The 18,560-nt window shown below is 74.3% G+C and carries 16 protein-coding genes, 1 tRNA gene and 1 pseudogene; 6 read left to right on the plus strand and 12 right to left on the minus strand.

Annotation, left to right across the window (positions count from 1 at the left end; genetic code table 11):
• Window positions 1-57: 57 nt before the first annotated feature.
• Window positions 58-333, plus strand: a complete 276-nt coding sequence (locus MID12_RS10365) for a hypothetical protein (protein ID WP_052482240.1) — start codon at window positions 58-60, stop codon at window positions 331-333.
• A gap of 10 nt (window positions 334-343) precedes the next feature.
• On the opposite strand, the gene MID12_RS10370 is transcribed toward MID12_RS10365, so the two are convergent.
• Both MID12_RS10370 and MID12_RS10375 read right to left on the minus strand, forming a co-directional pair.
• Window positions 344-1,105, minus strand: coding sequence for an RDD family protein (locus tag MID12_RS10370; protein ID WP_040249180.1), 762 nt, complete (start codon window positions 1,103-1,105; stop codon window positions 344-346).
• A 201-nt stretch (window positions 1,106-1,306) separates the two neighbouring features.
• Window positions 1,307-2,989 (minus strand): RDD family protein, encoded by a 1,683-nt coding sequence (locus MID12_RS10375; RefSeq protein ID WP_263166365.1) that lies wholly within the window; start codon window positions 2,987-2,989, stop codon window positions 1,307-1,309.
• A 296-nt stretch (window positions 2,990-3,285) separates the two neighbouring features.
• On the opposite strand from MID12_RS10375, the gene MID12_RS10380 reads away from it, so the two are divergent.
• A complete protein-coding gene (locus MID12_RS10380; protein ID WP_040249186.1) occupies window positions 3,286-3,768 on the plus strand; it encodes an SsgA family sporulation/cell division regulator in 483 nt (160 codons plus the stop codon).
• 90 nt (window positions 3,769-3,858) lie between these two features.
• Here MID12_RS10380 and MID12_RS10385 read toward each other — a convergent pair whose 3' ends face one another.
• Together MID12_RS10385 and hppD are read right to left on the minus strand one after the other, a co-directional pair.
• Window positions 3,859-5,229: an FAD-binding oxidoreductase gene (locus MID12_RS10385; protein ID WP_052482241.1), complete on the minus strand. Its 1,371-nt coding sequence runs from the start codon at window positions 5,227-5,229 to the stop codon at window positions 3,859-3,861.
• A 157-nt stretch (window positions 5,230-5,386) separates the two neighbouring features.
• Entirely contained in the window at window positions 5,387-6,538 is a 1,152-nt protein-coding gene (gene hppD, locus MID12_RS10390; protein ID WP_040249189.1) for a 4-hydroxyphenylpyruvate dioxygenase, read from the minus strand.
• Between the two features lie 159 nt (window positions 6,539-6,697).
• Here hppD and MID12_RS10395 point away from each other — a divergent pair, with 159 nt between their 5' ends.
• Window positions 6,698-7,168 (plus strand): Lrp/AsnC family transcriptional regulator, encoded by a 471-nt coding sequence (locus tag MID12_RS10395; RefSeq protein ID WP_040249192.1) that lies wholly within the window; start codon window positions 6,698-6,700, stop codon window positions 7,166-7,168.
• 107 nt (window positions 7,169-7,275) lie between these two features.
• On the opposite strand, the gene MID12_RS10400 is transcribed toward MID12_RS10395, so the two are convergent.
• The 4 genes from MID12_RS10400 to MID12_RS10415 form a co-directional block, all read right to left on the minus strand.
• Entirely contained in the window at window positions 7,276-8,064 is a 789-nt protein-coding gene (locus MID12_RS10400; RefSeq protein ID WP_263166369.1) for a S16 family serine protease, read from the minus strand.
• A gap of 223 nt (window positions 8,065-8,287) precedes the next feature.
• Window positions 8,288-8,929 carry an IclR family transcriptional regulator gene (locus MID12_RS10405; RefSeq protein WP_040249198.1) on the minus strand — a complete coding sequence of 214 codons (642 nt, stop codon included), beginning with the start codon at window positions 8,927-8,929 and terminating at the stop codon, window positions 8,288-8,290.
• 367 nt (window positions 8,930-9,296) lie between these two features.
• Window positions 9,297-11,093, minus strand: a complete 1,797-nt coding sequence (locus MID12_RS10410) for a DEAD/DEAH box helicase (RefSeq protein ID WP_263166371.1) — start codon at window positions 11,091-11,093, stop codon at window positions 9,297-9,299.
• A gap of 230 nt (window positions 11,094-11,323) precedes the next feature.
• Window positions 11,324-13,051 (minus strand): MFS transporter, encoded by a 1,728-nt coding sequence (locus MID12_RS10415; RefSeq protein WP_263166375.1) that lies wholly within the window; start codon window positions 13,049-13,051, stop codon window positions 11,324-11,326.
• 388 nt (window positions 13,052-13,439) lie between these two features.
• Here MID12_RS10415 and MID12_RS10420 point away from each other — a divergent pair.
• Window positions 13,440-13,511: transfer RNA gene (locus MID12_RS10420), tRNA-Cys, on the plus strand.
• Window positions 13,512-13,601: 90 nt separating this feature from the next.
• On the opposite strand, the pseudogene MID12_RS10425 reads toward MID12_RS10420, so the two are convergent.
• Window positions 13,602-14,435 (minus strand): annotated as a pseudogene (locus MID12_RS10425) (oxidoreductase); the annotation flags it as partial.
• A gap of 198 nt (window positions 14,436-14,633) precedes the next feature.
• Here MID12_RS10425 and MID12_RS10430 point away from each other — a divergent pair.
• On the plus strand, window positions 14,634-15,212 hold the full coding sequence (locus MID12_RS10430; RefSeq protein WP_263166377.1) for a TetR/AcrR family transcriptional regulator: 579 nt from the start codon (window positions 14,634-14,636) through the stop codon (window positions 15,210-15,212).
• A gap of 160 nt (window positions 15,213-15,372) precedes the next feature.
• Window positions 15,373-16,212 carry an oxidoreductase gene (locus MID12_RS10435; RefSeq protein WP_263166379.1) on the plus strand — a complete coding sequence of 280 codons (840 nt, stop codon included), beginning with the start codon at window positions 15,373-15,375 and terminating at the stop codon, window positions 16,210-16,212.
• A gap of 63 nt (window positions 16,213-16,275) precedes the next feature.
• Here MID12_RS10435 and MID12_RS10440 read toward each other — a convergent pair whose 3' ends face one another.
• The 3 genes from MID12_RS10440 to MID12_RS10450 all read right to left on the minus strand — a co-directional run bounded on the left by MID12_RS10440 (window position 16,276) and on the right by MID12_RS10450 (window position 18,517).
• Entirely contained in the window at window positions 16,276-16,824 is a 549-nt protein-coding gene (locus tag MID12_RS10440; RefSeq protein WP_040249212.1) for a bacterioferritin, read from the minus strand.
• A gap of 184 nt (window positions 16,825-17,008) precedes the next feature.
• Window positions 17,009-17,599, minus strand: a complete 591-nt coding sequence (locus tag MID12_RS10445; protein WP_263166380.1) for an SUKH-4 family immunity protein — start codon at window positions 17,597-17,599, stop codon at window positions 17,009-17,011.
• A gap of 408 nt (window positions 17,600-18,007) precedes the next feature.
• Window positions 18,008-18,517 carry an AAA family ATPase gene (locus MID12_RS10450; protein ID WP_411577054.1) on the minus strand — a complete coding sequence of 170 codons (510 nt, stop codon included), beginning with the start codon at window positions 18,515-18,517 and terminating at the stop codon, window positions 18,008-18,010.
• Window positions 18,518-18,560 lie beyond the last annotated feature (43 nt).

Raw genomic sequence — 18,560 nt, forward strand, 5'->3', positions numbered from 1 at the left:
ATCCGAGGCGCCCACCGCTCCCGCATCCCCGAAGTGATCCCGAGGACGGACACCGCCATGGCCCGACCGAGTGCCGTGCAGATCCTGACCGGCTCCGCCACCGTCATCGCCGCGAACCTCGCGCTGCTGCTCGCGGGCGTGAGTTCGCCACCCGCCCTCGCCGGAGCCGCGGTCGGCTCGCTGCTGCTCGGCCTGTGGGTCGCGGTGCGGCTGGCCGGTCCGCGCCCCGCACACCCGGCGGGGCGCCCGCGGCAGCAGGCCCCGGCCGAGCGGCCCTCGCCCGGGCGCCGGGCGCGGACCACCGAGCGGGTACGGGAACCGGCCGGGCCCTGAGGCGGGCCGCTCAGGCCGTGCTCACCACGACGGTCTTGGCCGCCTTGTCGTGCAGGCCCTGCTTATAGGGCTTGTCGAAGAAGCTCCAGCCGCCGCAGATGATCGTCCACACACAGGCGCAGCAGAAGGCGAACGGCAGCCAGAGCACCGCGGCGCGCACCAGCGAGGTCTGCGCCGAGGGCGTCGCCCCGTTGTCGAGGTTGGCCACCCGCTGCTTCATCAGCCGCTTGCCGAGGGTCTGCCCGGTCTTGGCGGTCAGGATGGTGTCGTAGCCGATGTAGAGGACCGCGGCGAGCAGCGACTGCCCGAAGGACTTGCCGTACTCGACCTTGTCCGGGTCGACCTCCCAGGCGCCGAAGCTGAAGATCCAGGAGAGCAGCGCGGTCACCGCGCCCACCAGGATCATGTCGATCAGCCGGGCGAGGACCCGCTTGCCGGAGTCGGCGAGCGGCGGCATCCCGGCGAGCGGATCCCCTCCGCCGTAGGGCCCGCCGGTCCCGCCACCGCCGCCGTAGGGGTCCCCTCCCCCGCCGCCGTAGGGACCGCCCCCACCGCCGCCGTAGCCCCCGTCGTACGGGCCGCCGCCGCCGGAGGGCGGCGGGCTGCCGTAGGGGGAACCGCCGCCGCTGCCGCCGCCCGAGGGGGGCGGTGTGCTGAACGGGGTCCCGCCCTGCGGCGCGTCGTAGGGCGAACCGCCGCCGGAGGGCGGCTTCCTGAACGGGTCGTCTTCCGGCGGGCGGCCGGAGCCGGGGGGCGGCGGGTCAGTGCTCATGGCCCGAGTCGAACCTGAACGCCCGGCGGGCGCATCCGGCGCTCGGCCGTCCGGGCTACCGGCGGGGTGAGCCGGAGTGAGGGCGGCGGAGCACGCGACGACCGTCCCGGGCGGCCGGGCAGGGGCAGTTGGGCAGACCCCGCGGCCTCCGGGCCGCGGACCCGGCGGTGGACCCGGCCGCGGACCCGGCAGCGGGTGGACTCAGCCCGCGACGAAGGTGCGGGCCGCCTTGTCGTGCCAGCACTGGCGCCAGGGCCGGTCGAAGAGGCACCAGACCACGCCGACCACGCCGATCAGCAGCAGCCCGGGGACGGTGAACACCAGCCAGCGGCGCACCGCGGCGCCGAAGCCGGGCGGCTGGTGGGCCTCGATGTCGCGTACGTCGAGTCCGCAGAGCCGCTTGCCGAGGGTGCGGCCCCACTTGGCGGTCGGCAGCACCTCGAAGAGGAGACCGGCGAGCAGCAGCACACCGAGGACGAGGGCGAGGCTGACCGAGGTGGTGCCGTCGAGCAGCCAGACGGTGACGGTCTCGCCGGAGAGCTTCGCCTCGTCGATCTTGTCGTCGATGTGGTCGGCGGCCCGGCTCCCGAGCGGCACCGCGACCAGCGCGGTCAGCCCACCCACCACCACGGTGTCGATCAGCCGCGCCGCGAACCGCTTGCCGATCGCCGCCGGGCGCCCCGAGGCCTGCTCCTGCGCGGCGGCGAGGAAGGGGTCCTCGACCGGCGGCTTCCAGGGCACGACCGGGGGTTCGGCACCGCCGGGTCCGGCCGCCCGGCCGGGGGCGGACAGCGCACCGCCGCCCGCTCCGCCCGGCCCGCCGTGCCCCGCGGGACCCGGCTGCTGCGGCCAGCCCGAGGGCGCGGCGCCCGGGGTGCTCTGCGGGGCGGCCGGGTGCGGGAAGGCGGGGGCGGCGCCCGGGTGCGGGGCGGTCGGGGTGCCCGGGCTCTCCTGGGCCGGGGGCCGCGGCATCCGGATCGCCATGGTGCCCTCGCCCGGGCGCTCGGCACGGCCCTCGCGGGCGGCGGCGCCGTCACGGCCGGGGGTGCCTTCGCGGCCAGTGCCCTCCTGGCCAGGGCTGCCCTGGTGGGCAGCGCCCCGGCCCTGGTGCGGGGCGGAACCGCGCGTACCGGCGTCCTGCCCGGGGGCGGCGGGAGCCTGCCCCGGGGTGCCCCAGGACTGACCGGCCGCCGGGGCCGAGCCGCCCCCGGCGGAGCCCGGCGCCTCGGCACCGCGGCCGGGGGTCTCGGGGCGCCGGAAGACCACGGTGCCCTCGACGGGCTTGCCCTGGCCGGAGCTCGGCAAGGCGGGCCTGCGGGCGCCGGGGCCGAGGGCGCGCATGGTGACGGTGCCGTCGGTGGGGACGCCGCCGTCCTCGGCCGGGGCGGCGCCCGCGGGCTCGTCGTCGCGGGGCGCGGCGGGGCCGGGGACGCCGGGGCGTACCGCGCGCATGGTGACCGTGCCGTCCGGGCGCTCCTCGTCCCTGCCCGGCAGCGGCTGCCCGGTGCCCGGGTCCCGGTCCTCGCCGGAGCCGGGCGCGCCGAACTGCCCGCCGGGCGCGGGCGGTTGCCGGACCTGGCCCAAGGGTTCGGATCCCCAGCCGCCGGGGGCGCTCTGCTGGGGGAGGGCGGAGGTGGCGGGGCCGTTCTGCTGGCGTCCGGCGCTCGCGGGGTCCTCGTCGAAGAAGAGGGGGCCGGTCTCCTGCGCGGCCGGGCGGGCGCCGGGGGGCGGGGGCAGCGGGGTGCCGTCGGTGGGCGCCGGGCGGCTCGTGCCGGGGACCCAGGAGACGCCGTCCCAGTACCGGACGTAGCCGGGAATGGACGGGTCCGGGTAGTAGCCCTCGCGGGGGCGGTCTTCGCCGGAGGCCGGGGTAGGGGCGCTCATGTCCGTCGTCCCGTATCTGCTCGGGGGTCTGCGTGAGGGTCCACATCTATCAGACCCGCGCGCGGCGGTGGGTCCCTGTGCGCGCGATGCCCTCTTTCCGGGCAACGGCCGTGTCCCCGGCGGCGGTTCGGGGCGCGCGCCCGGCTCCGCGCGGCGGCCCGCCCGGGCCGCCCGGGCACCCGCCCGCGAACTTGCGAGAAAAAAAGTCAGGAACTCGCGTAATGCTCGTCCACCTGCGGTGTCTCTTCTGACGCGGGCTGCCGAACGGCGCCCTGCCGAGGAAAGGAAAGCACCCCATGCACACCGTGGTGGAACGAGAACTGGAGCTGTATCTGGTGCTGTCACCAGAGCGCAGCATCCCGGTGCCGGCCAGGTTCACCTACCGCAGCGACGACCCCTACGCCGTCCACATCACCTTCCACATCGGCTCGGAGAGCCCGGTGCACTGGACCTTCGCGAGAGAACTCCTGGTGGAAGGGGTGTTCCGGCCGTGCGGCCAGGGCGATGTCCGGGTGTGGCCGACGAAGTCGCAGGGCCGCAGCGTGGTCCTGATGGCGCTCAGCTCCCCCGACGGCGACGCGCTCCTGGAAGCTCCGGCCGCCATCGTCTCCGCCTGGCTGGAGCGCACGCTCAGGGTGGTCCCGCCGGGCTCTGAGGCCGAGCGGCTCCGCATCGACGACGGCCTCGCCGAGCTGCTCGCCCCCACTGTGGCCGACGACCTGTGGCTGGGCCGCCCCCAGCTGGGATCGCCGTACGACGAGCCCCAGGACGGGGAGTGAGCAGCTGTACGGCGGACCTTCACGGCAGGCGCGGCGAGCACGGTGGAGCCGGTACGGGTCCCCGGCAGTGGGCGGCCCCCGGCTCCGCCGTCAGAAGAGCTTTCCGGGGTTGAGGAGGTTCAGCGGGTCGAAGGCCTGCTTGACGGCCCGCTGCATCTCCAGCCCCACCGGGCCCAGCTCCCGCGCCAGCCACTCCTTCTTCAGTACGCCGACACCGTGCTCCCCGGTGATGGTGCCGCCGAGTTCGAGGCCGAGGGCCATGATCTCGTCGAAGGACTCACGGGCCCGCCGGGACTCCTCGGGGTCGGCCGCGTCGAAGCAGACGGTGGGGTGGGTGTTGCCGTCCCCGGCGTGCGCGACCACCCCGATGGTCAGCGCGTGCTTGCCCGCGATGGCCTCGACGCCCTCCATCAGGTCGCCGAGCCGGGAGCGCGGCACGCAGACGTCGTCGATCATCGTGGTGCCCTTGACCTGCTCCAGGGCGGTCAGCGAGAGGCGGCGCGCCTGGAGCAGCAGCTCCGACTCGGCCTGGTCCTCCGCCGGGACCACCTGGCTCGCCCCGCCCGCCTCGCACAGGGCGCCGACGGCGGCGAGGTCGGCCGCCGGGTCCGCGGTGTCGAAGGCGGCGATCAGCAGCGCCTCGGTGGACTCCGGGAGGCCCATGTGCGCGAAGGAGTTGACGGCCCGCACGGTCGTACGGTCCATGAGTTCGAGCATCGAGGGCACATGGCCGCCGCTCATGATCTCGCAGACCGCGGCGCTGGCGGCCCGTACCGAGTCGAACTCGGCGGCGAGGACCAGCTGCGGCGGCGGCGCGGGCCGCAGCGCGAGCACCGCCTTGACGACGATGCCGAGGCTGCCCTCGGAGCCGACGAAGAGCCGGGTCAGGTCGTATCCGGCGACGCCCTTGGCGGTGCGCCGCCCGGTGCTCATCAGGCGCCCGTCGGCGAGGACGACCTCCAGGCCGAGCACGTACTCGGCGGTGACCCCGTACTTGACGCAGCACAGGCCGCCGGAGGCGGTGCCGATGTTGCCGCCGATGGTGCACATCTCCCAGCTGGAGGGGTCCGGCGGGTAGAAGAGGCCCTCGGCGAGGACGGCCTTGGAGAGGTCGGCGTTGATGACGCCCGGTTCCACGACCGCGATCCGGTCGACCGGGTTGACCTCCAGGATGCGGTCCATCTTCACCAGCGAGAGCGCGATGCAGTCCGCGCTGGTGTTGGCCGCCCCGGACAGGCCGCTGCGCGCGCCCTGCGGGACCACCGGCACCCGCAGCTCGGTGGCGGTGCGCATCACGTGCTGCACCTCTTCGACGGTGCGCGGCAGGACCACCACGGCGGGTGGCTCCGCCGGGCAGAAGCTCGCCATGTCGTTCGCGTAGGAGGCTGTGATCGCGGGGTCGGTGACGACCGCCCCGTCGGGCAGTCCGGTGCGGAGGCGGTCGACGAGAGTGCTGCTCATGATCACACCTTCGCACCCGGCACCGCCGCTGTGAAGGCATCGGCACGCCCCGCCTCGCCCGGCCCCCGGGACGGCCGCCCGCCCCGTACCGCCCCCGGACGGCCGCCCCGCACCGCCGTCAGGGGCGGGCGGGGCGGCCGGGGAGGGTGCCGGTCGCTCAGAGGTTGCCGCGCTTCTCCTGCTCGCGCTCGATCGCCTCGAAGAGCGCCTTGAAGTTGCCCTTGCCGAAGCCCATCGAGCCGTGCCGCTCGATCATCTCGAAGAAGACGGTCGGGCGGTCCTGGACCGGCTTGGTGAAGATCTGCAGCAGGTAGCCGTCCTCGTCCCGGTCGACCAGGATCTTCAGCTCGCGCAGCGTCTCCACCGGCACCCGGGTCTCCCCGGCCCACTCGCCGAGGGTGTCGTAGTACGAGTCCGGGGTGTCGAGGAACTGCACACCCGCGGCGCGCATGGCCCGCACCGAGGCGACGATGTCGTTGGTGGCGAGCGCGATGTGCTGGACACCGGCGCCGCCGTAGAACTCCAGGTACTCGTCGATCTGCGACTTCTTCTTGGCGATCGCGGGCTCGTTGATCGGGAACTTCACCTTGAGGGTGCCGTCCGCGACCACCTTGGACATCAGCGCGCTGTACTCGGTCGCGATGTCGTCGCCCACGAACTCCTTCATGTTCGTGAAGCCCATGACCTTGTTGTAGAAGCCGACCCACTCGTTCATCCGGCCGAGCTCGACATTGCCCACGCAGTGGTCGATGGCCTGGAAGGTGCGCTTGGCCGGTCCCTCGACGATCGGCGAGGCGCTGACGAAGCCGGGCAGGTACGGCCCGTCGTAGTCACCGCGCTCGACCAGGGTGTGCCGGGTCTTGCCGTACGTCGCGATGGCGGCGAGCACCACGGTGCCGTGCTCGTCCTTGACCTCGTAGGGCTCGGTGAGGCCGGTGGCGCCGTGCTCGACGGCGTAGGCGTAGGCGGCGCGGGCGTCCGGCACCTGGATGGCGAGGTCGACCACGCCGTCCCCGTGCTCGGCCACATGCGAGGCGAGGAACCGGCCCCACTCCGAGGAGGGTTTGACGACCGAGGTGAGGACGAACCGGGCCGAGCCGTTCTCCAGTACGTAGCTCGCCGTCTCCCGGCTGCCGTTCTCGGGGCCGGAGTAGGCCACGAGCTTCATGCCGAAGGCGGTGGAGTAGTAGTGGGCGGCCTGCTTGGCGTTGCCGACGGCGAAGACGACCGCGTCCATGCCCTTCACCGGGAAGGGGTCAGCTCCGCCGGCGGTCGTGGGGGTGGGGTTGAGGTGCGCAGAAGTAGCCATGCCCGCAGGTTCCCGCCGTTCCACAAGGTGCGCAATAGTTTGCGTATCCACTGGGCAACCTGACCAGTGGATCACCCGATACGCCGGTCGATCTGTACAGGATGACCAGCGTCACAGCGCGGCCGGACCCGGCCGTATCTCCCCCGCATCGGAGGCACCATGGCGATCGACCGGCTGGACGGCAGGCTGCTCGTCCTGCTCGCGCGGGAACCCCGGATAGGGGTCCTGGAGGCCTCCCGGCGCCTCGGCGTGGCCCGCGGCACCGTGCAGGCGCGGCTCGACCGGCTCCAGTCCAGCGGGGTGATCCGCGGCTTCGGGCCCGAGGTCGACCCGGCCGCGCTCGGCTATCCGGTGACCGCCTTCGCCACCCTGGAGATCAGCCAGGGCCAGGGCCCCGACGTACGGGCGCATCTGTCCTCGGTGCCCGAGGTCCTCGAACTGCACACCACCACCGGCAGCGGCGACATGCTCTGCCGCCTGGTCGCCCGCTCCAACGCGGACCTCCAGCGCGTCATCGACCGGGTGGTCGGCTTCACCGGCATCGTCCGCGCCTCGACGGCGATCGTGATGGAGAACCCGGTGCCGCTGCGGATCATCCCGCTGGTGGAGCAGGCCGCGGCGGACGCCTGAGCGGGGCGGTGCGGCGGGTACGGGCGGGGCGGTGCGGCAGATACGTACGGGAGGCGGTGGACCGGGGCGGGCCGCGGGGCCTCAGCAGCCGGGCAGGGCGCGCGGCCTCAGCAGCTCGGGACCTTGCGGCCCTGCTCCAGGGCGCGCAGCGACGTCACGGTGCCCTTGAGGTCGGTCACCGGGATGAGCCGCAGGCCCTCGGGGAGTTCCGCCTTCGCCTGGGAGCACTCGTCCTCGGGGACCAGGAAGACACTGGCCCCGTCCCGCTTGGCGGCCTGCGTCTTGAGCTCCACCCCGCCGACGGCGCCGACCCTGCCGTCCGCGTCGATGGTCCCCGTACCGGCGATGGTGCGCCCGCCGGTCAGGCCGCCGCCCGCGCCGTCGCCGTCCAGCTTGTCCACGATGCCGAGGGCGAAGAGGAGACCGGCGCTCGGGCCGCCGACATCGGCCAGCTTCAGCCGCACGTCGAGGTCCTCGTCCGCGCGCCCGAGGTAGGAGAGCGCGGCCGCGGTGGCGCTGTCCTGGGACTCGGTCATGTCGTCGAGGTTGTGCTGCTCGATCTCCTCGGTGGTGTCGCCGCTCGGGTAGACCGAGTCGCGCGGCATCACCGCGCGGTCGGTGCGGAACCAGTTGTCGAGGACGTCGCCGAAGTCCACCTGCGCGTCCGGCCCGGTCGCCACGATCGTCGTCATGAGCAGCCTGCCCTCGGCCTTGCGGCTGGGCGCTCCCTTGATGGTGATCACCGGCTCGCCCTTGTTCCGGCCGAGCACGTCCGCGGTGGTGCCGGGCTGCGCCACGGCGAAGGGCAGCGGGGCGAGCAGGGCGGTCGCGAGCAGCGCCACGGCGGGCAGCGCGCAGACGGCCAGGGCCTTGGGGCGGGAGAGACGGGAGAGCACGGGATCAATCTAACGCGCGGCCCGGAGGCCTCGGCCACGGGTTCCAGGGCAGCGGCCCGGGGCGGGCGGGGGCTCGGGTGCGGGACGGGCGGGGCTCGGGGACGGGCGGGGGCTCGGGTGCGGGACAGGTGGGCGCTCGGGGACGGGTGGGCGCTCGGGTGCGGGACGGCCGCGGGTGACCGGCCGGTCCCGTACGGCCGATGGCCCGCCGCCCGGACCCGGCTCAGCGCAGCGCGTCCGCCACCTCGCGGGCGGCCTCCATCACCCGGGCCCCTATCCGCTCCGGTACGGACTCCGCCAGCATGACCACGCCGACGCTGCCCTCGACCCCGGTGACGCCGACCAGCGGGGCCGCCGCTCCCGAGGCCCCGGCCTCCAACTCCCCGTGGGTGAGGGTGTATCCGGGGTCGGAGGGCAGAGCCTGGCGGGCGGCGAGTATGGCCCGGCCCGCGGCGCCGCGGTCCAGCGGGTGGCGGAAGCCGGTGCGGTAGGCGACGTGGTAGTCGGTCCAGGTCGGCTCGACGACGGCCACCGCGAGCGCCTCCGTGCCGTCGACCAGGGTCAGATGGGCGGTCGCACCGATGTCCTCGGCCAGGGCGCGCAGCGCGGGCAGCGCGGCCTCCCGTACCAGCGGATGGACCTGGCGGCCGAGCCGCAGCACGCCGAGGCCGACCCGGGCCCGGCCGCCGAGGTCGCGGCGGACCAGGGCGTGCTGCTCCAGGGTGGCGAGCAGGCGGTAGACCACCGTGCGGTTCACCTCGAGCCGGTGGGACAGCTCGGTGACGGTGAGCCCGTGATCGGTGTCGGCGAGCAGTTTGAGGACACGCAGTCCCCGGTCGAGCGTCTGGGAGGTCTCCGCGGTCACGACGCCCACTCCTTCGTAGGTGAGGGTCGACGGCCCCTGCGAGGATGACGTGCCTGTCCCAGGACGACGCGCGTGAGAGGCCGCCGGCGAGTGAGTGGGCGGTGCGATCCGGCCACTCGGAACCGGCTGCGCTCCGCGGCGGCGCTGCCACGGGGCGTATGCGTAGCGGGACAGTAGCGAGCGGAGTTCGTTGAGCGGAAGACTCCGTCCAGAATCCGGGCAGTCCCCGCATCCCTTTCATCCCGTTACGCCGGTTCCGTACCGGGGGCAAGATCATGGCGGGCCGCACTCCTCCGCCCAGCGGACACCGGAGTGCGCTCAGCGCGGCGCGACACCGGGGCGCCCGGCACGGCGGATCCGGGTGCGCTCAGCGCATCCGGGTGGCCCACTCCCGCACCTTGTCGATGCGCTGGCGCAGCTGCCCGGCGGTGGCCTCGGCGCTCGGCGGCCCGCCGCAGACCCGGCGCAGCTCGGTGTGGATCACGCCGTGCGGCTTGCCGCTCTGGTGGACATAGGCGCCGACCAGGGTGTTGAGCTGCTTGCGCAGTTCGAGCATCTCCTTGTGGGAGACCACCGGGCGCCGCTCGGCGGGCAGTTCGAGGAGGTCGGCCTCCTCGTCCGGCTTCTTGCGGCTGTGCGCGATCTGCCGCGCCTGCCGCTTCTGCAGCAGCAGCTGGACCTGGTCGGGTTCGAGCAGCCCCGGTATGCCGAGGTAGTCCTGCTCCTCCTCGCTGCCCGGGTGCGCCTGCATCCCGAACTCGGCGCCGTCGTAGAGGACCCGGTCGAAGACGGCGTCGGACTCCAGCGCCTCGAAGGGCAGGGTCTCCTCCTCGCCCGTGTCCTCGTCCTGCTCCCGGTTCGCCTCCTCCATCTCCTTCTCGGATTCGGCGTACGGGTCCCCCTCGCCCTCCTTCTTCGGCTTGTCCAGGACATGGTCGCGCTCGACCTCCATCTCGCCCGCGAAGCCGAGCAGGTCCGGGATGGTGGGCAGGAAGACGGAGGCGGTCTCGCCGCGCCTGCGGGACCGTACGAATCGGCCCACCGCCTGGGCGAAGAACAGCGGCGTGGAGATGGTGGTCGCGTACACCCCGACCGCGAGCCGCGGCACGTCCACCCCCTCGGACACCATGCGCACCGCGACCATCCAGCGCGCGTCCGGGTCCGCGGAGCCGCTGAACTCGTCGATCCGCTTCGAGGCCCCGGTGTCGTCGGAGAGCACCAGGGTGGGCTTCGTACCGGTGATCTCGCGCAGCAGCTTGGCGTAGGCGCGCGCCGAGTCCTGGTCGGAGGCGATCACCAGACCGCCCGCGTCCGGGATGCCCTTGCGCACCTCGCCGAGCCTGAGGTCCGCCGCGCGCAGCACATTGGGCATCCAGTCGCCGCGCGGGTCGAGCGCGGTGCGCCAGGCCTGCGAGACGGCGTCCTTGGTCATCGGCTCGCCGAGCCGTGCCGCGATCTCGTCGCCCGCCTTGGTCCGCCAGCGCATGTTGCCGCTGTAGGAGAGGAAGATGACCGGCCGCACCACGCCGTCGCCGAGCGCGCTGCCGTATCCGTACGTGTAGTCGGCGGCGGAGCGCCGGATGCCGTCGTTGCCCTCCTCGTAGACCACGAAGGGGATCGGGTTGGTGTCCGAGCGGAAGGGCGTACCGGTCAGGGCGAGCCTGCGGGTCGCCGGCTCGAAGGCCTCCAGGCAGGCCTCGCCCCAGGACTTGGAGTCGCCGGCGTGGTGGATCTCGTCCAGGATCACCAGCGTCTTGCGCTGCTCGACGCGGTTGCGGTGCAGCATCGGCCGTACGCCGACACCCGCGTAGGTGACCGCGATGCCCTGGTACTCCTTGCTGAGCGGGCCCGCGCTGTACTCCGGGTCGAGCTTGATCCCGATCCGCGCGGCGGCCTCCGCCCACTGCTTCTTCAGATGCTCGGTCGGCGCGACCACGGTCACCTGCTGGACCACGTGGTGGTGCAGCAGCCAGGAGGCCAGGGTGAGCGCGAAGGTCGTCTTGCCGGCGCCGGGCGTCGCCACCGCGAGGAAGTCCCGCGGCTGCTCCCCGAGATAGCGGTCCATCGCCGACTGCTGCCAGGCGCGGAGCTTGCCCGCCGTACCCCAGGGGGCGCGGCCGGGGAAGGCGGGCGACAGGTGCGAGGAATGCGTCGTGGTAGTCACGGTCTCCGGCAGTGGTTCGGCGGCCAGGGTCGTCTCTCCCGCGAACGGGACCGGGCCACCCTACCGGGGGCACCCGCGGCCCGGCTCCGGGAACACGGACGGGGCGGCGGGTGCGACTCAGCTCACGTACGGGCGGGCCCGGCAACCGCCGTTCGCGGGGCGGTACTTCGGCGCCACCGGGCGGCCCTCCCGCCGCGGTGCCCCGGTACGGAACCCGGCAGCGGCCCCGCTCACCCGGCCGCCACCCTCCCGGTCCCCGTCCCGGTCCCGGGCCCGCTCGCGGACTCGGCCACCCGCAGCCGCCCCGCGATCCACGCGCCCGCCAGCGCCACCACCGCCATCGGTACGAAGACCACCAGGAAGGCCCCGGGATGGGAGGCGCTCGCGGCGGAGGTGACCTCGTGGGTGCCGCCGACCGCGCCGCCGCCGAGGGCCGCGAAGGCGGCGCCGCCCGCGGCGAGCAGGACGACATTGGACAGGCCGTCGGAGATCTGCAGGGCGGCCGAATTGCTGCCCGCCTCCCGCGGGGTGGACAGCTTCAGGAGCAGCACACTGGTGGAGGAGATCACCAGGCCCATCCCGAAGCAGCCGAAGCCCCAGGCCACCGCGATGATCCAGACCGGCACCGCGTCCAGGAGCACGGTCGGCGCGGTCGCGATCGCCGCCGCCACGAGCAGCATCCCGAAGGCGATCAGCCGCTCCCGGTACGGCTCCACCCGCGGCCGGGACTGGACGAAGCTGCCGAGCGCCCAGGTGCCGCCGCCCAGCGCGAGGGAGACCCCGGCCATGGTCGGCGAGAGTCCGCGCTGGGTGACCAGCATCAGCGGGATGAAGGACTCCGCGGCGATGAAGGAGCCCGCCGCCACCCCGCGCAGCAGCACCACCGAGGGCAGCCCGCGCGCCGCCCGGTAGGTGCCACGCGGCAGCAGCCCCCGTACCGCGGGCACCAGGAGCACGGCCCCGGCCGCCCCGGGCAGCACCGACCACCAACTGAGATCCTGCGCCGCGTACTGCACGAGCCCCGCGCCCAGCGAGATCCCGAAGGCCAGCCGCAGCCGCCGGGCGGCCCGGCCCGGCTCGGCGGGCTCGCCCTCCCCGTGGTGCTCCGGCGGTCCCGAGGCGCGGCGGCGGATCTGCGGCAGCGCGAGCGCCATCGGCAGCAGCACGAGCACCGGGATGCCGAGGAACACCCAGCGCCAGCCCAGCCGTTCGGTCACGGTGCCCGCGGCGAGGGGGCCGACCACCGAGGGGACGACCCAGCTCGCCGCGAAGGCCGCCATGATCGAGGGCCGCAGCCGCTCCGGGTAGGCCCGCCCGACCAGAACGTACAGGGCGACGATGACCAGACCGCCGCCGAGCCCCTGCACCGCGCGGCCCGCGATGAACACCCACATCGAACCGGCGGTACCCGAGAGCAGCAGCCCCGCGCCGAAGGCGGAGATCCCGGTGGCCAGCGGCCCGAGCGGGCCCTGCCGGTCCGCCCACTGCCCCGACAGCACCATCCCGAGCAGACTCGTCGTGAAGTACCCGGAGAAGGCGAAGGCGTAGAGCGAGACCCCGTCCAGCTCCCGGGCGGCCACCGGCATCGCGGTCCCCACGGCGGTCGCCTCGAAGGCGATCAGCAGCACGACGGAGACGATCCCGATGCTGAGCGCACGGTAGGCACGGCTGAGGACTCCGGCTCGGGGGTCCGCCGGCTGCGGGGCGCCGAGTCGGGGGTCCGTCGGCCGGGGAGCGACGGCCTTCCGGGAGTTCCCGAGCGCCTCGGGGCCGCTCCCCTTCTCCGCGGCCCGGCTCCCCTGTTCCCCGGTTCCGCCCGGCGGCTCCTCCGTCTCCGTGCCGCTGCCCGGGTCCCGGACCCCGTCGAAGGGGGGCGCGGCGTGGTCGGCGGTGCGCGGGGTCCTCGTCTGTTCCGGGGTGGGGGCGACGTCGGCGTCGCGGGGTTCCAGGGCGGCCATGCCCGCCAGCGTAAGGGGCGTACAACCGGCTGGCCCCTGTCGGAGGGTGGGAGAACGGTCGGCCTTTCGCCCTACACCGCGGGGCGGAGCGTACGGCTCCGGTGGGACTGCCCGGCACGGAGCGCACGGCTCCGCCGCGCGCCGGGCGTCCCGGGTTCGTGGATGCCGGGCGCCGGGTGTCCGTGGGGGCCGGGCGGCTCGGGGCTATGAGCGCCGGGCGCCGCATGTCCGTGGACGCCGGGCACCCCGGGTCCATGAACGCGGTATGGCGTTCGTATTGCAGTCGGCCCGAAGCCCTTGAGCTCCCCGCCGACCGCTGCCTACCGTCGGGGCATCGCCTTCGCCGGTCGCCGCGCCCTCGGGTCCGCGGCGGCCGGGCGGGGCGGACGGCCGTGTGCCCGAGTGGTTCAGGGGCTCGCCTGCAAAGCGAGTTACGTGGGTTCGATTCCCGCCACGGCCTCTCGTACGGGTGTGCCCGGCGGGCGGAGGGTTCCGCTCGCCGGGCGCACCCGTTTCCTGTCCCGCCGGACGCGGGGAGGGCCGGGCGGGTTCAGGAGTCCAGGCGCAGGGCGGCCAAGGGGAAGCTCACCCCGGTCAGTTGCTCGGACATGTGCCACAGGCGCTGGGCGGCGCGGGTGTCCTGGGCCGCCGTGCTGCGCCCCGCGGGGCCCGGGTTGCCGCGGAACTCCTGGAAGCCGGAGGGGCCCGTGTAGCTCGCGCCGGGCAGCGACTGAGTGGCCGCGTAGAGGGTCGGCAGCGCGCCCATCTCGTCCCGCTGGGCGAGCAGCCGGTTGCCGACCGCCATGACCGCCTTCTCCATCCTGCTGGTGGTGTGGCCCTGGAGGTTGGTGGCGGACCAGCCGGGGTGGGCGGCGTGCGCGGTGACAGGCGAGCCGGCGGCCTCCAGGCGGCGCTGGAGTTCGAGGGTGAAGAGCAGGTTCGCGAGCTTGGACCTGCCGTAGGCGCGCCACCTCTCGTACCCGCGGGCGGAGTTGAGGTCGTCGAAGTCGAGCCGCACGCGCCGGTGGGCGTTGGAGGCCACGGTGACCACGCGGCCCGTGAGGTACGGCAGCAGCAGGTTGGTCAGGGCGAAGGGGCCGAGGTGGTTCGTACCGAACTGCATCTCGAAGCCGTCGGCGGTGCGCCGCTCGGGGATGGCCATGACACCGGCGTTGTTGACCAGGATGTCGAGGGGGCCGTCCCAGGCCTCGGCGAAGGCGCGGACGGAGGAGAGGTCGGCGAGATCCAGCCGCCGCACCTCCACCTGCCCGGGCATCGTCCGGGCGGCCTCCGCGCCGCGGCCGGTGTCGCGCACGGCGAGCACCACCCGGGCTCCGGCGCGGGCCGCCTCCCGGGCGGTGACGGCGCCGAGGCCGCTGTTGGCCGGCGGGCGTCCGGGGGCGGCGGCTCGGACACGTCCACGTCCGCGTCCACGTCCGCGTCCACCGACTGAGGTCGGAGGCCGCCGGTCCCCGGTCGCCGGTCGCCGGTCGCCGGTCGCCGGTCGAGCAGCACGCCCCCCGCCCCCGCCCCGGAAGCGGCCGGGCTTGACGCGATCGTAGGCGTGAGTGAACATTCATTCATGCCCCCTGCCAATCCCGAAGCGACGCGCGCGGCCTTGCTGTCGGCAGCCCTGGTGGTCTTCGCCGAGCGGACCGTCACCGGTACCGCCGTCCCCGTCATCGCCCAGCAGGCGAAGGTCGCGACGGGCACCCTGTACCGCCACTGGCCGAGCAAGGAGGCGCTCGCCAACGCCGTCTACAAGGAGGCCAAGCAGCTCTTCGGCGACTACCTCGGCCGCGGCAGGGCCGCCCGGCCCGTGACCTCACCGGCGGAGTTGCGCGCCGCCTTCGAGGCGGTCTGGGACAACCTCCTGGACTTCGCCGAGGAGCAGCCGGCCTCCCTGGCCTTCCTGGAACACCAGCAGCACGCCACCTATCTCGACACCGCGAACCAGCGGCTCGTCGCCGAGGTCGAAGGCTTCGCGGCCTCGCTGCTCAGAACCGGCCAGCGCCTCGGCGTCGTCCGCGCGGCGGATCCGCTCATGCTCACGAACATGGTCTTCGGCGCCTACGTGGGCCTGACCAAGCAGACCTGGCCGCGGCCCGCCGCCCTGCGCACCGAGGCACGCGAGGCCGTCTGGGGCCTGCTCACCGCGTAGGACCCCGCCCGATAGGCCCCCGCCCGACCGGTCCGCGGAGCCGCGAACCCACCCGCTGCCCCAGCCCCAGCCACCCGCCTCCACTGCCCTGTTCTCCCACCGACCCACCGACCCATCGACCCACCCGACCCACTGACCACCGACCCCTGACGAGGTACCCATGTCCGCCAAGTCCGCTGTCCTGATCACCGGTTGCTCCTCCGGCATCGGGGAGTCCACCGCCCGGGCGTTCCTCGCCGCGGGCCATCCCGTCTACGCCACCGCCCGGCGGCCCGAGACCCTCGGTGCGCTGGAGAAGGCGGGCGCGCGGGTCCTCGCACTCGACGTCACCGACGAGCGGTCGATGGCCTCGGCCGTGGCCGAGGTCGAGGCCGAGCACGGCGCGGTGGGCGTCCTCGTCAACAACGCCGGGTACGGCGAATACGGCCCGGTGGAGGAGGTCGCGCTGGAGCGCGTGCGGCGGCAGTTCGAGACCAATGTCTTCGGTGCCGTGCGGATGGCCCAGCTGGTGCTGCCCGGCATGCGCCGCGAGGGCGGCGGCAGCATCGTCAACATCGGCTCCATGGGCGGGCGCTTCACCTTCCCGGCCGGTGGCTTCTACCACGCCTCCAAGTACGCCCTGGAGTCCCTCACCGACGCCCTGCGCTTCGAGACGGCGCCCTTCGGCGTCCGGGTCAGCCTCATCGAACCCGGCCTGATCCGCACCGGCTTCGGCGGCACCGCCGCCGGCACGCTCGCCTCCGACCCCGGCCGCGCCACCGGCCCCTACGCCGCCCTGAACAAGGCCGCGGACAAGGCCATGACCGAGGGGTACGCCAACAGGACGATGACGGCGGGGCCCGAGGCCGTCGCCACCGCGGTGCTGAAGGCGGCCACCTCGGCCCGGCCCCGCCACCGCTACGTCATCACCCCTGCCGCCAGGGCGCTCATCCATCTGCGCCGCCTGGGAGGCAGCCGCGTCTTCGACGCCCTTCTGCGCCGCCAGTTCGCGACGAGCTGAGCGGCACCGGTCGCCGGAGGCCGGTCACCGGGGACCCGCCGGAACGGACCGTGCCCGGGCCCGTCACAAGGCCGAGTGCTCCTTGGGAATGCGCTCCAGCAGGCCGCGCAGGTCGTCGGCGTGCTCCTCCTCCTGGGCGAGGAGGTCCTCGAAGACCCGGCGGGTGGTGGGGTCGTCCTCGCCGAGCCACTGGGCGATCTCGGTGTACGAGGCGATGGCGACCCGCTCCGCGATCAGGTCCTCCTTGATCATGTCGACGAGTCCGGCGCTGGCGTCGTACTGGGCGTGCGAGCGGGAGGTGAGGGTGTCCGGGTTGAAGTCCGGTTCGCCGCCGAGCTGGCAGATCCGCTCGGCGAGGCGGTCGGCGTGCTCCTGCTCCTCCTTGGCGTGCTCCAGGAACTCGGCCGCCACCGGCTCGGAGTAGAGGCCGGAGGCGGTGTAGTAGTGGCGTTTGTAGCGGAGCGTGCAGACGATCTCGGTGGCGAGCGCCTCGTTGAGAACGCTGAGCACCCGTTCGATGTCGGCGCCGTAGGCGTCCGTGACCGGGCCCTTCTCGATCTCCTGGCGGGCGCGTTCGCGGATGGTCTTGATGTCGGTGAGGAATTCGGCCACGACGTTCTCCGTCTTCGTGGAAGGGGCCGAGGCGCCGCTCTTGGCTGCGCGACGGCCGACCGTGCGGGGGAATCGCTTCATGCTGCACGCTCTGGTGCCCCGGATTTCGCCACCGAATCGCCGCCGGGGCGGGGAGCACGCCCACGGGGGTGCGGGCACGGGATTCCGCCCGGCGGCTGGTTGCTCAGGCCACCGCCGTAGCGCTCTCCAACTGACGCAGCCACAGCGCGAAGGCCAGCGTCGAGACGTCCGCGTGCAGGGGTGTCAGCGCCCCGCTGTCCGGCCGCCAGGCGAGCAGGGCGCCGGTGCCGCCGTCGACGACGAGGTGCACACCCCGCTCGCTCACCGGGTCGGCGGACGGGCCGAGCCCGCGGTTGCCGGTGCCCCGGACGCCGGTGCCGTGGTGGGCCAGGCGTCCGAGCCGGACCAGGGCGTCCGCCTGCGCGGGCAGGGCCGGGGACGCGTACTCCTCGAAGTCCGGTTCGGCGTGGAACTGGGTCAGCGTGGGCAGCGGCAGCTCGGTGTCGAGCTGGAAGGGGTGGACGTCCTCGGGCAGGCCGAGGTCGCGCAGGAAGCGGCGGGTGGGCGCGTGCCGCAGGGCGGCGGGGAAGTCGACGTCCTCGAAGCGCATCACGCGCCCCGGCCCGAACTCCTCGGCGAGCAGCCGCTCCGGCAGGTCGAGTATGAGCCCCGCCCCGGAGGCGGACAGCCAGCCGCGCGCCCGACTGCGCGCGAACGCCCGGGTCAGGCAGGGCAGGAAGTCCTCCGAGGGCACGGAACCACCGATCCGGTCGGCGGCAGGCCCCGCACCTGTCCCGCCGGTGGCGGGCCCCGCGCCCGTCCTATCGGTGGCGGGCCCCGCGCCCGTCCTGTCGGCGGCGGGCCCCGTACCTGTCCCGTCGACGGCAGGCCCCACGGCCGTCCCGTCGGCGGCGGGCCCCGCACCGGTCGACGCGGCGCGCGTGCTCCGGGCCGCCTGTGTCGCGGCTGTCTCGCTCGTGCTCATCGTGCCCCCAGGACCGTGCTTCGGGAACCGGCCGCCCAGCGGCCCGCTCCCATTGCCTGCACCGTACGAGCCCCCACTGACAATCCGCGCCGACCTGCGGCGATGCCCGCGCCGCCCGGTGGGCTCGCTCGACGGCCCGTACCGCTCACGTCCTGATCCCGCGCGGGGCCGCGCCGCTCACCGCACCCGCGCCCGCCCCAGCCCCGCCAGTACCGCGTCCACGGTTTCCGGGACCGTCGACTCCGAGCTGTCCAGCCAGAGTCCGAGCCGCGGGGTGGTCTCGCGCATGCCGCGGTCGAGGGAGGCGACGGTCCAGGATGTGTCCCCGGTGCCGTAGCCGGACTTGGCGCGTCCTGCCTCGCGGGCGGCCACCGCCTCGGGGCTCGGGGCGAGGACGACGACGTACAGCGGGCGGGTGCGGAACAGGTCGACGTAGGCGGTCAGGTGGGGGCCGAGGACGACGTCCTGGACGACGGCGGTGAAACCGGCGGCCGCGTAGGCGTCGGCGGTCGCCGCGGAGAGGCGGTGGCGCAGGCGGAGTTGGGCCTCGGCCTCGGGGCCCGCGCCGGGGGCGTACTCCTCGCGGCCGGAGACCACCATGCGGCGGAAGACGTCACCGCGGATGTGCGCGGCGCGGGGCAGCCGGGCGGCCAGCGCCTCGGCGACGGTCGACTTCCCGGCGGCCATGATGCCGGTCAGGACGAGGACGCCCTCGCAGGTCCCCGGAGCT

This window comes from Streptomyces sp. SCSIO ZS0520 (assembly GCF_025643355.1).
GTDB lineage: Bacteria > Actinomycetota > Actinomycetes > Streptomycetales > Streptomycetaceae > Streptomyces > Streptomyces physcomitrii.

Coding starts and splice junctions, on each gene's coding strand:
- MID12_RS10435 (WP_263166379.1), top strand. CDS start 15,373: ATGTCCGCCAAGTCCGCTGTCCTGATCACCGGTTGCTCCTCCGGCATC.
- MID12_RS10450 (WP_411577054.1), bottom strand. CDS start 18,517: ATGGCCGCCGGGAAGTCGACCGTCGCCGAGGCGCTGGCCGCCCGGCTG.
- MID12_RS10375 (WP_263166365.1), bottom strand. CDS start 2,989: ATGAGCGCCCCTACCCCGGCCTCCGGCGAAGACCGCCCCCGCGAGGGC.
- MID12_RS10370 (WP_040249180.1), bottom strand. CDS start 1,105: ATGAGCACTGACCCGCCGCCCCCCGGCTCCGGCCGCCCGCCGGAAGAC.
- MID12_RS10365 (WP_052482240.1), top strand. CDS start 58: ATGGCCCGACCGAGTGCCGTGCAGATCCTGACCGGCTCCGCCACCGTC.
- MID12_RS10385 (WP_052482241.1), bottom strand. CDS start 5,229: ATGAGCAGCACTCTCGTCGACCGCCTCCGCACCGGACTGCCCGACGGG.
- MID12_RS10430 (WP_263166377.1), top strand. CDS start 14,634: ATGCCCCCTGCCAATCCCGAAGCGACGCGCGCGGCCTTGCTGTCGGCA.
- MID12_RS10380 (WP_040249186.1), top strand. CDS start 3,286: ATGCACACCGTGGTGGAACGAGAACTGGAGCTGTATCTGGTGCTGTCA.
- MID12_RS10415 (WP_263166375.1), bottom strand. CDS start 13,051: ATGGCCGCCCTGGAACCCCGCGACGCCGACGTCGCCCCCACCCCGGAA.
- hppD (WP_040249189.1), bottom strand. CDS start 6,538: ATGGCTACTTCTGCGCACCTCAACCCCACCCCCACGACCGCCGGCGGA.
- MID12_RS10395 (WP_040249192.1), top strand. CDS start 6,698: ATGGCGATCGACCGGCTGGACGGCAGGCTGCTCGTCCTGCTCGCGCGG.